This is a genomic window from Streptomyces sp. NPDC015532 (assembly GCF_043078065.1).
In the GTDB taxonomy this organism is placed as follows: Bacteria; Actinomycetota; Actinomycetes; order Streptomycetales; family Streptomycetaceae; genus Streptomyces.
This window is the reverse complement of the sequence record NZ_JBIBSY010000005.1, coordinates 306882-318125: the sequence shown is the minus strand read 5'-3', so window position 1 is coordinate 318125 and position 11244 is coordinate 306882. Positions and strand designations below refer to the sequence as shown.

The 11244-nt window shown below is 70.0% G+C and carries 9 protein-coding genes; 4 read left to right on the top strand and 5 right to left on the bottom strand.

Annotated features, from left to right (window positions below):
• Window positions 1-85 precede the first annotated feature (85 nt).
• Window positions 86-982 (top strand): D-alanyl-D-alanine carboxypeptidase family protein, encoded by an 897-nt coding sequence (locus ACF07B_RS18935; RefSeq protein ID WP_369480818.1) that lies wholly within the window; start codon window positions 86-88, stop codon window positions 980-982.
• Window positions 983-1084: 102 nt separating this feature from the next.
• On the opposite strand, the gene ACF07B_RS18930 is transcribed toward ACF07B_RS18935, so the two are convergent.
• Genes ACF07B_RS18930 through pdhA form a run of 3 tightly spaced genes read right to left on the bottom strand, consistent with a single transcriptional unit; the run spans window position 1085 to window position 4746 of the window.
• Entirely contained in the window at window positions 1085-2524 is a 1440-nt protein-coding gene (locus ACF07B_RS18930; protein ID WP_392179703.1) for a dihydrolipoamide acetyltransferase family protein, read from the bottom strand.
• Between the two features lie 9 nt (window positions 2525-2533).
• Window positions 2534-3514: an alpha-ketoacid dehydrogenase subunit beta gene (locus tag ACF07B_RS18925; protein ID WP_392179702.1), complete on the bottom strand. Its 981-nt coding sequence runs from the start codon at window positions 3512-3514 to the stop codon at window positions 2534-2536.
• A 2-nt stretch (window positions 3515-3516) separates the two neighbouring features.
• Complete coding sequence (pdhA, locus tag ACF07B_RS18920; RefSeq protein WP_392179701.1) at window positions 3517-4746, bottom strand: pyruvate dehydrogenase (acetyl-transferring) E1 component subunit alpha; 1230 nt, start codon at window positions 4744-4746, stop codon at window positions 3517-3519.
• A 412-nt stretch (window positions 4747-5158) separates the two neighbouring features.
• Between pdhA and ACF07B_RS18915 the strand changes: the two genes are divergently transcribed.
• Window positions 5159-5824, top strand: a complete 666-nt coding sequence (locus ACF07B_RS18915; protein ID WP_392179883.1) for a response regulator — start codon at window positions 5159-5161, stop codon at window positions 5822-5824.
• Between the two features lie 158 nt (window positions 5825-5982).
• On the opposite strand, the gene ACF07B_RS18910 is transcribed toward ACF07B_RS18915, so the two are convergent.
• Window positions 5983-7539: a protein kinase gene (locus ACF07B_RS18910; RefSeq protein ID WP_392179700.1), complete on the bottom strand. Its 1557-nt coding sequence runs from the start codon at window positions 7537-7539 to the stop codon at window positions 5983-5985.
• 302 nt (window positions 7540-7841) lie between these two features.
• Between ACF07B_RS18910 and ACF07B_RS18905 the strand changes: the two genes are divergently transcribed.
• Window positions 7842-9458, top strand: a complete 1617-nt coding sequence (locus ACF07B_RS18905; protein WP_392179699.1) for a protein kinase — start codon at window positions 7842-7844, stop codon at window positions 9456-9458.
• Window positions 9459-9610: 152 nt separating this feature from the next.
• On the opposite strand, the gene ACF07B_RS18900 is transcribed toward ACF07B_RS18905, so the two are convergent.
• On the bottom strand, window positions 9611-10153 hold the full coding sequence (locus tag ACF07B_RS18900; RefSeq protein ID WP_037614800.1) for a bacterial proteasome activator family protein: 543 nt from the start codon (window positions 10151-10153) through the stop codon (window positions 9611-9613).
• A gap of 228 nt (window positions 10154-10381) precedes the next feature.
• On the opposite strand from ACF07B_RS18900, the gene ACF07B_RS18895 reads away from it, so the two are divergent.
• The gene (locus ACF07B_RS18895) at window positions 10382-11143 is read left to right on the top strand and encodes a hypothetical protein (RefSeq protein ID WP_392179698.1); all 762 of its coding nucleotides are present in this window, start codon (window positions 10382-10384) and stop codon (window positions 11141-11143) included.
• The last annotated feature ends 101 nt before the right edge of the window (window positions 11144-11244 follow it).

Below are 11244 nucleotides of genomic sequence, written 5' to 3'. Positions count from 1 at the left end.
TCGCGTTCCCCGCGAGTCTGAACGTGGGACGGCATCCCTATGTGCCGTTCTCCCAGGGGCATTTCGCGCATACGGAGCATTCATTTTGATTACCGGCATTAAGGGCACGCGTTTCCGCAGGGCCGCCGCAGTGACCCTCACGACCGGCGCCGTGCTGGCAGCCGGCGGCTTCGGCGCCGCACCCGCGGGCGCCGTTGCCACGCCCACGATCGCCGCCAAGGGCGGCTATGTGATGAACAACGGGACCGCCGCGTCCCTGTACAGCAAGGCGGCCGACACCCGCCGCTCCACCGGCTCCACCACGAAGATCATGACGGCCAAGGTGGTGCTGGCCCAGCCGAACCTGAACCTGGACGCCAAGGTCACGGTCGCGAAGGCGTACAGCGACTACATCGTCGCCAACACGGCTTCCTCGGCTCACCTGATCGTCGGCGACAAGGTGTCCGTCCGTCAGCTCCTCTACGGGCTGATGCTGCCGTCCGGCTGCGACGCCGCCTACGCGCTCGCCGACAAGTTCGGCTCGGGCACGACGCGCGCCGCCCGCGTGAAGTCGTTCATCGGCAAGATGAACTCGGCCGCGACCAGCCTGCACCTGACGAACACGCACTTCGACTCGTTCGACGGTATCGGCCACGGCTCGAACTACTCGACGCCGCGCGACCTGACGAAGATCGCCAGCAGTGCCATGAAGAGCACCACGTTCAAGACGATCGTCAAGACCGTCAGCACCAAGCAGAAGGTGACGACCGCGAGTGGCGGCTACCGCTACTACACGTGGGAGAACACCAACAAGCCTCTGCTGAACGGCTACTCCGGCACGATCGGCGTCAAGACGGGTTCGGGTCCCGAGGCGAAGTACTGCCTCGTCTTCGCCGCCACCCGTAACGGCAAGACGGTCATCGGGACCGTGCTCGCCTCCACGTCGATCAGCGCCCGCACGTCGGACGCCACCAAGCTGATGAACTACGCCTTCGCCCGTTGAGGCACCTGAACGAAGAAGGGGCCTGCCGCGCTCACCGCGCGGCAGGCCCCTTTCGTATGTCACGGGTCGGCGGGGGGACTCAGATCCCCCCGCTCCCTCGGATCACGCCCAGGTGATCAGCCGCTTGGGCTGCTCCAGGACGGCCGCGGTGTCGGCGAGGACCCGGGAACCGAGCTCGCCGTCGACCAGACGGTGGTCGAAGGAGAGCGCCAGCGTGGTGACCTGACGGGGCTTGACCTTGCCCTTGTGGACCCAGGGCTGGAGCTTGATCGCGCCCACCGCGAGGATCGCGGACTCGCCGGGGTTGAGGATCGGCGTGCCCGTGTCGACGCCGAAGACACCGACGTTGGTGATCGTCACCGTGCCGCCCTGCATCGCGGCCGGCGAGGTCTTGCCCTCACGGGCCGTGGCCACCAGCTCGCCCAGCGACTCGGCCAGCTGCGGCAGGGTCTTGGTGTGGGCGTCCTTGATGTTCGGGACGATCAGGCCGCGGGGCGTGGCCGCGGCGATGCCCAGATTCACGTAGTGCTTCTGGACGATCTCCTGGTTGGCCTCGTCCCAGGACGCGTTGACGCCCGGGTTGCGCTTGATGGCGACCAGCAGGGCCTTGGCCACGAGCAGCAGCGGATTGACCCGCAGCCCCTGCATGTCCTTGTCCTGCTTGAGCTCCTCGACCAGCCGCATCGTGCGCGTCACGTCGAGGGTCACGAACTCGGTGACGTGCGGCGCGGTGAACGCGGAGCCGACCATGGCGGTGGCGATCGCCTTGCGGACGCCCTTGACGGGGATCCGGGTCTCCCGCGCGCCGTCGTACGACGCTGCCGGGGCCGGGACCTGCGGCTGGACCTGGACCGGGGCCTGCGGGGCCGGAGCGGGCGCCTGCGCCGGGGCGGCCGCCGCGTGGACGTCCTCCCGCGTGATGATGCCGTCCGGACCCGACGGGGTCACCGTCGCCAGGTCGACACCGAGGTCCTTGGCCAGCTTGCGGACCGGGGGCTTGGCGAGAGGCCGCTGCTGGGCGGACACGGCCCCGTGGCCGTTGAGCTCGCCCTGGATCGCGGTGGCCGCGAAGAGCGTCCCGCCCTGCTGGGCGGGGGCGTCGGCGCCCTTGCGGGGGCGCCGCTTGGTGGAGGACTCCGCCACGCCGTACCCGACGAGGACCGGCTTGCGGCCCTGGGGCTTGGCCTCCTCGTCGGGGGCCTCCGCCGGAGCGACGGGAGCGGCGGGAGCGGCCGGGACCTGTTCGGCCGCCGGGGCGGCCGGCGCGAGCGTGCCACCGGACACGTCCACCGCGATGATCACCTGGCCGACGTCCACCGTCGTGCCCTCGGGGAAGCGGAGCTCGCTCACCACACCGTCGTAGGGGATGGGGAGCTCGACGGCAGCCTTGGCGGTCTCGACCTCGCAGACGACCTGGCCGTCGGTGACCGTGTCACCGACCTGGACGTACCACTTGAGGATCTCCGCCTCGGTGAGTCCCTCGCCCACATCGGGCATCTTGAACTCGCGGAGTCCCGACGCGTTCTCAGTCATCGTCGTCACGACTCTCTCCTAGTACGCCAGCGAGCGGTCGACGGCGTCGAGCACCCGGTCCAGGCCCGGAAGGTACTCCTCCTCCAGGCGGGCCGGCGGGTACGGGGCGTGATAACCGCCGACCCGCAGAACGGGCGCCTCCAGGTGGTAGAAGCACCGCTCGGTGATGCGGGCCGCGATCTCCGCGCCCGTCCCGAGGAACACCGGGGCCTCGTGCACGACGACCAGGCGGCGGGTCTTCTCGACCGAGGCCTGGATGGAGTCGAAGTCGATCGGGGACATCGAGCGCAGGTCCAGGACCTCGATCGACTTGCCCTCCTCCTGGGCGGCCGCGGCGGCCTCCAGGCAGACTTTCACCATCGGACCGTAGGCGACCAGGGTCAGGTCGCCGCCCTCGCGCGCCACCCGTGCCTTGTGCAGCGGACCGGGGATGGCGTCCTTGTTGACCTCGGCCTTGTCCCAGTAGCGCCGCTTGGGCTCGAAGAAGATCACCGGGTCGTCGCTCTGGATGGCCTGCTGCATCATCCAGTAGGCGTCGCCGGCGTTCGAGGGAGAGACCACCTTCAGGCCCGCCACGTGCGCGAACAGCGCCTCCGGGGACTCCGAGTGGTGCTCGACCGCGCCGATGCCGCCGCCGTAGGGGATACGGATGACGACGGGCAGCTTGATCTTGCCCAGCGCCCGCGCGTGCATCTTCGCGAGCTGGGTGACGATCTGGTCGTAGGCGGGGAAGACGAAACCGTCGAACTGGATCTCCACGACCGGGCGGTAGCCGCGCAGGGCCAGACCGATCGCGGTGCCGACGATGCCCGACTCGGCGAGCGGGGTGTCGATGACCCGCTCCTCGCCGAAGTCCTTCTGGAGACCGTCGGTGACCCGGAAGACACCGCCGAGCTTGCCGACGTCCTCGCCCATGATCAGGACCTTGGGGTCGGCGTCGAGGGCCGTGCGCAGCGATTCGTTGATCGCCTTGGCCAGCGCCATCTTTTCCGTCGTCATGGCTACTTGCCCTCCCCGGCGTCCGTGAACGACGCCTGGTAGGCGGCGAACTGGGCGCGCTCCTCGTCGACGAGCGCGTGCCCGTCCGCGTACACGTTCTCGAAGATGGCGAAGCTGTCCGGGTCCGGCATGGCTCGTACGGCTTCGCGCACTCGCTTGCCCAACGCCTCGCTCTCGGTCTCGAGGTCCGCGAAGAATCCGTCGTCCGCGTGGTTCTCGGCCTCCAGGTAGGCGCGCAGGCGCAGGATCGGGTCCTTGGCCTCCCACGCCTCGCGCTCCTCGTCGGCCCGGTACTTGGTCGGGTCGTCGGAGGTGGTGTGCGCGCCCATGCGGTACGTGTACGCCTCGACCAGGGTGGGGCCCTCGCCGTTGCGTGCCCGCTCCAGGGCCCAGCGGGTCACCGCGAGGCTGGCGAGCACGTCGTTGCCGTCCACGCGGACGCCCGGGAAGCCGAAGCCCTGCGCGCGCTGGTACAGCGGCACGCGCATCTGGCGCTCGGTCGGCTCGGAGATCGCCCACTGGTTGTTCTGGCAGAAGAACACCACCGGAGCGTTGTAGACCGCCCCGAAGTTGAAGGCCTCCAGGACGTCGCCCTGGCTGGAGGCACCGTCACCGAAGTACGCGATCACGGCCGAGTCGGCGCCGTCCTTGGCGATGCCCATGGCATAGCCGGTGGCGTGCAGCGTCTGCGAGCCGATGACGATCGTGTACAGGTGGAAGTTGTTGCCGTTCGGGTCCCAGCCGCCGTTGTTCACACCCCGGAACATGCCGAGCAGGTTGGTCGGGTCGACCCCGCGGCACCAGGCGACGCCGTGCTCGCGGTAGGTCGGGAAGACGTAGTCGTCGTCGCGGGTGGCCCGGCCCGAACCGATCTGGGCGGCTTCCTGGCCGAGCATCGAGGCCCACAGGCCCAGCTCGCCCTGGCGCTGCAGGGAGGTGGCCTCCGCGTCGAAGCGGCGGCTCAGGACCATGTCCCGGTACAGGCCGCGCAGCTCCTCGGGGGTGATGTCGGCGACGTACGGGTCGTACGTGGCGTCCTTGACCCGCTTGCCTTCCGGGGTCAGCAGCTGAACGAGCTCCGGCTCGCCGCCCGTCGCCCCGGGCGACTTCTTGGCGGCCGCGCCGGCGCTCCTGCTCGCGGCGCTCTTGGTACCGGTCGTACTGGCGCTCGCGGCGCTCTTCGTACCGGCGCTGCGTCGCGGCTTGCGCGCGGCAGTGCTCTCCACGGTCACGTGTGCTCCTCCGTCGGTCCGGCCCCCGGGGTTGCCGGAAGGCTGGGGTCCCCCTCGCTCGCGGTTCGAGCTCGGGAGAGCGGCTCGCCTGTTCCGGCACCCGTGCACGGGGTGGGTGCCACTCGGCCGGGAACAGGCGTGACAGGTGCCCCGGCGAGCGCCCTGCAACTGCCACGTTACCCAGTGCTTCACAATTCTGTGAAACCCCTCCTGACCTGCGATTTTGATAGGAAATCCAAGTACTTGGAAACGTGGATTTCCTACTAGATCGAGCAGATCGGAACAGTCGCTGGTCACAGCACTGGTCACAGCCTTGCAGGGGGCCGGAACACCGGCACGTTATCCCGGCCACCCCGGGCTCGGGAAGAGTTCACTTGGGGCAATGCCCATGACCGTGTGTGAGACTGACACCGTGCGTGAAATCGGGAAAATCACCGTATTCCTCCTCGATGACCACGAAGTGGTCCGCCGCGGTGTCCACGAACTGCTCTCGGTCGAGGACGACATCGAAGTGGTCGGGGAAGCGGGCACGGCGGCCGACGCACTGGTCCGGATCCCGGCCACCCGCCCGGACGTGGCCGTCCTGGACGTGCGCCTTCCGGACGGCAGCGGCGTGGAGGTGTGCCGCGAGATCCGCTCCGTGAACGAGGACATCACATGCCTGATGCTGACCTCGTACGCCGACGACGAGGCCCTTTTCGACGCGATCATGGCAGGCGCCTCGGGCTATGTCCTCAAGGCCATCCGCGGCCATGAACTGCTCGCGGCGATCCGGGATGTCGCGGCCGGAAAATCTCTGCTCGACCCGGTGGCCACCGCGCGTGTCCTGGAAAGGCTGCGGAACGGCGGCGGCAGCGAGGACGACGAACGGCTCTCCCGTCTCACCGACCAGGAACGCAGAATCCTCGACCTGATCGGTGAAGGGCTCACCAATCGCCAGATCGGGGAGCGATTGCACCTCGCCGAGAAAACGATCAAGAATTACGTGTCGAGCCTGCTGTCCAAACTGGGAATGCAGCGCCGGTCGCAGGCGGCCGCCTATGTGGCGCGCAAACAGGCGGAGCAGCGTCACCCTTGAACGACGGGGGCCCTGGACATCTGAACGACGGGGCCATGAACGTCCTGGGCGGGGACGACGCGGAACGCCGCACGCGCGCGTGAAGCCCTTCGTGGGCTCCTCGCGCGCGTGGAAGGTGTGCTCCGCCCGGGCCGTTCGGACCCGGCCCGGTCGTCAGGTCAGCCCACGGACCCGTCGTCGGGAGACTCCGTGCCCTCCGCGGGCGGCGTGGTCTGCGGCTCGCCCGTCGGTGTGGCCGGGGTGGTCGGGGCCGCCGTGGTCGGCGCGGTCTTCGTCGGCTCGTCGGTCGGCTCGTCCGTCGTCGGCTCGCTGGTGACGCTCCGGGTCGGCTCGTAGGACGGGGGGTAGTCCGTACTGTCGCCGGTGTTGGTCGAGTCGTCCGACGTGGCGTCGCCCGTGGACTGGTCCGTCGAGTCGTCGCTCGGCTGCTCGGTGGAGCCGTCGTTCTTGCTGGAGTGCGAGACGGTCGGCGACGGCGTGGTCCCGGTCCCCGAACCTGTGCCGTTGCCCATGTTGTGGAGCGCGAGCCCGACGCCTCCGGCGATGGCGATCAGCGCGAAGAGCGCGAGGATCCACAGCTTGCCGCCGCCTCCGCCCCGGTTGCCGTGGCCCTCGAAGCCGCCGTCGTCGCCGCCCCCGTAGGGAGGGATGAGCGGTGCCGGGATCTGCGTGGTGCCGTAGTCACCGGGGTGCGGCAGCGCGGCCGCACCCGCGAAACCGGGGCCCTGGCCGTGCGGCTCGTGCATGGTGACGGGGCCGGTGTTCCAGGTGCCGGTGTGGCTGCCCTGGTCGTACAGCATCTGGAGCGCGTACTGGACGAGTCCGCGCATCTCCTCGGCGGTCTGGAACCGGTCGTCCGGATCCTTCGCGAGGGCGCGCATGACGAGCCCGTCGAGCTCCGGCGGCACCTCGCCCGAGACCTCCGAGGGAGGCATCGGAATGTCCTGGACGTGCTGGTAGACCACCGACAGCGGGGTCTCGCCGGTGAACGGGGGCCGCAGCGCCAGGAGTTCGTAGAGCAGACAGCCGGTCGCGTACAGGTCGGAGCGGTGGTCGACGGCCTTGCCGAGCGCCTGCTCCGGGGAGAGGTACTGCGGGGTGCCCATGACCATGCCGGTCTGGGTCATCGTCGACTGCGCGCCGTGCAGGGCACGCGCGATGCCGAAGTCCATCACCTTGACCGCGCCGGTCTCCGTGATGATCACGTTCGCCGGCTTGATGTCCCGGTGCACGATCCCGTGCTGGTGCGAGTAGGCCAGCGCCTCCAGCACACCGGAGACGATGATCAGCGCCTGCTCGGGCCCCGGAGCCTCGGCGTTGATCAGCAGATCGCGGATCGTGTGACCCTCGACGATCTCCATGACGATGTACGGGACGACACCGTGCCCGACGACGTCCTCGCCGGAGTCGTACACGGCCACGACCGCGTGGTGGTTGAGCCCCGCGACCGACTGTGCCTCGCGGGTGAAACGGGCCTTGGACACGGGGTCCTCGGCCAGGTCGGAGCGCAGCAGCTTGACCGCCACGGTGCGCCCGAGGCGCACGTCCTCGGCGGCGAACACCTCGGCCATGCCGCCCCGGCCGAGCCTGTGTGTCAGCCGATACCGGCCGTCGCCGACCAGCCCGCCGTTACCCCACAGCTCAGGCGCATCTGACATACCGCCGCCAGCCGCCTCGGGGTCGGACGGGCCCTGAGCGCGCTGCTGCTGTGCCATCAGTCCTCGCCGTCGTTTCTGCCCGCGGTCTGCGCGGTGGTTGTTACGGTCTCCGTCGGGCCACGCTACAGGCTTCGCGCGGGGCGCCGGTCCGGGATGAGCGTGAGATGGACCGGCCATCCAACCCCTCACAGGTCCGTGCGTGCAAATTCCGTGTACCGCCCGTACGTCACCTGTAACGCTTCCGCGACGCTTCTTTCTCAGACGGTCACGGATCGGGCACCGAGCTTGACGTGTCCGTGCCCTCGGGCAGACTTGGCCGGGAATAAGCCAATCGATCACGGCCGCGGGGGACGCACAAGATGAGCCAGGACGGCGCACAGGGCCGGTACGCGGGGCGTGCGGTCGCCGGCGGCCGCTACCAGCTGCGCGATCTGCTCGGCGAGGGGGGCATGGCCTCGGTCCACCTCGCGTACGACTCGGTGCTCGACCGCCAGGTGGCGATCAAGACGCTGCACACCGAACTCGGCCGGGAACAGGCCTTCCGCGAGCGTTTCCGCCGCGAGGCCCAGTCGGTGGCCAAGCTCACCCACACGAACATCGTCTCGGTCTTCGACACCGGCGAGGACGACCTCGACGGCATGACGACGCCGTACATCGTCATGGAGTACATCGAGGGCAAGCCGCTCGGCTCGGTCCTGGACGCGGACATCCAGCAGTACGGCGCGATGCCCGCCGACAAGGCCCTGAAGATCACCGCGGACGTGCTGGCGGCCCTGGAGATCAGCCACGAGATGGGCCTGGTCCACCGGGACATCAAGCCGGGCAACGTGATGATGACCAAGCGCAACGTCGTCAAGGTCATGGACTTCGGCATCGCCCGTGCCATGCAGTCCGGCGTCACCTCCATGACCCAGACCGGCATGGTCGTCGGCACCCCGCAGTACCTCTCCCCGGAGCAGGCCCTCGGCCGGGGCGTCGACGCCCGCTCCGACCTGTACTCGGTCGGCATCATGCTGTTCCAGCTGGTCACCGGCCGGCTGCCCTTCGAGGCGGACTCCCCGCTGGCCATCGCCTACGCGCACGTCCAGGAGGAGCCGGTCGCGCCCTCCTCGGTCAACCGCTCGCTGCCCCCGGCGGTGGACGCGCTGATCGCCCGCGCGCTGAAGAAGAACCCGAACGAACGCTTCCCGAGCGCCGAGATCATGCGCGACGAGTGCCTCCGGGTCGCCCAGTCGTTCCAGGCCGCCGCGCCGAACATCGTCCCGGGCGCCCAGACGCCCAGCGGTTCGGGCGTCGGCTCCGCCGTGTTCCCGCCGGTCGACCAGGGCACCCCGGCGCCCGGCCCCGTGCAGACGCCGTACCAGCCCGGCCCGTACGGCACACCGACCCCCGCCCCGGCGTACGGCTACCCGCAGCAGGGCGGTTACCCGACCCCGCCGCAGACCTCCGCGTACGCCGGGCAGCACGGCACCTCCACGCCTCCCCCGTACAACCTCTCGCCCCAGCCCGCCGGTGGCGGCCAGGGCGGCGGCAGGAGCAGCAAGTCGGTCGTGGTCGGCTCGGTCCTGGTCTCGCTCATGGCGGTCGGCGGCCTGATCACGGCGCTGGTCCTGAACGGCGGGAGCGACGACGACAAGGGCGGCGGCGGCAGCACCGCCAGCTCGTCGCCCACCGCGGTCGAGGGGCACAAGGGTCCGGACACGTCGAAGAAGATCGACACCGAGAAGTGCACGGACCCGACGGAGTCGTACAACGACCCGAAGAAGATCGAGGTCCCCGACTTCCACTTCAAGAACCTCAGCTCGGTGAAGTCCTGCTTCCAGGCCGCCGGCTGGCAGATGAAGATCACGCGCGTGGACGAGAACACGTACGGCGAGGACACGGTCATGGACCAGTTCCCCTCCGCCGGTGACGACGTCGACCCCAAGAACATGCCCGAGATCGAGCTCAAGGTGTCCTCGGGCGACCCCTCCTAGCGTCCTCGGAGCTCAGGCTCAGGACGGCCGGAGTGACCGCGGCGCTCGGGCGGCGGAATCGGGAAGGGGCCCGGCACATGAGTGCCGGGCCCCTTCCCGTCGGGTGACCGCGCGTCGCCGGGGTGACGGAGGCGTCGCCCGACCCCGCGTGGTTACAGGTACGGTCCGCCCGAACGGCCTCCCGTACGGGGGTCCTCGTCGCCCTCCAGACCGCCGACACCCGGCGGAAGGGCACGACGCATCTGCTCCAACTGCGCCCTGGCCGCCATCTGCTGGGCGAACAGGGTCGTCTGGATCCCGTGGAAGAGCCCTTCCAGCCAGCCCACCAACTGAGCCTGCGCGATCCGCAGTTCGGCGTCGCTGGGAGTCCCCTCGTCCGTGAAGGGCAAGGAGAGTCGCTCCAGTTCCTCCACGAGCTCCGGAGCGAGACCGTCCTCCAGCTCCTTGACGGAACTGGCGTGGATCTCCTTGAGGCGGACCCTGCTGGCCTCGTCCAGGGGTGCTGCGCGCACTTCCTCCAGCAGCTGCTTGATCATGCTGCCGATGCGCATCACCTTGGCCGGCTGTTCCACCATCTCCGTCACCGGGATCTCGCGGGAGTCCTCGTCCCCGGTGCCGCCGAGCGCCATTCCGTCCTGGCCCACGACCAGGATCTGAGGGTTCTCCGGCGACCGTTCGTTCCTCGGCATCTCCATGCCGCCATTCTCTCGCACCCACGTACTCCATCACGGTGGTGCCCCCCGTACACGGTGATCCACCACCTCCGTCGGCCCAGTTGGCGACAGGAAGGGGTTCCACAGCCTCTGAAGTGCGCGAATGAGGTCACTTTCGGTCGAGATGCCGGGATCACGACGTCATGTGAGGCTGATTGCGTCGATCACGGCACCCGTCTTGGCGAACCGTTCCGGGAGGGGGTCACCGACGTGACTCCATGGCTGCGCACCCTGCCCACGGCCGGGCTCCTCGCGGCCGCCCTGCTGAACGGCCCCTGCCCGCTCGCGAACGCCGCTCCGCCGTGCCCGGGCGCCCTCGCTCCCCCCGGCCCGGCGCGCTCCGGGGACCTCTCGTACACCGCCTCCTGGGTCCCGTCCGCCCGAGCCGGCGCCTCATCGGCTCCGCCCCCCCGCGGCACCGGCCCGGCCGGTTCGCCCACCCCGTCGGGTCCGTCCGGTTCACCCACTCCATCCGGTCCGTCCGCGGGAGGAGGCGCCACGCCGTCCCCGTCCGGTCCAGGGGCCGGCTCACCGCCTCCGTCCCCCGGACGGTCCAACCCGCCCGTCCCGTCCGCGCACGGGCCCACGGCCTCGGACGCGGCCGGCCCCACGGCCTCCGATCCGGCCCGCCCCACCCCTACGGCGGACCCGTCCCGTGCGGGCAGCTACGCGGGGGAGGGACGTGACCGTCCCGGCCGTACGGAGCCGGGCACCCCGGACGGACAGGACAGCCAGGACCCCGGCAGCCAGGACCTCCAGGACACGGCCCCTGCCGCGGACACCGGGATCACGGAGCCGAGCGAGGCCTCCGACCCCTCAGGCGACAACGCTGCCCCCGTCCAGCAGAGTGTCGTGGGCCCCGGCTCCACGCCCGGCGGCGATCTGGACCTCCTGCCGCTGGGCAGCGGCCTGATCCTGATCGGTCTGGGCCTGGGAATGGCCTTCCTGGGCCTGCGGGTACGGCGCGGCTGAGCCCACCCCCGGGAAACGGCGACGCGCGGTGGCTGAGCCACCCCCAGGGGGCGTTCAGCCACTGCGGCCGGGTCGGTCCCTGGGGGCCGCTCAGCCGGCGC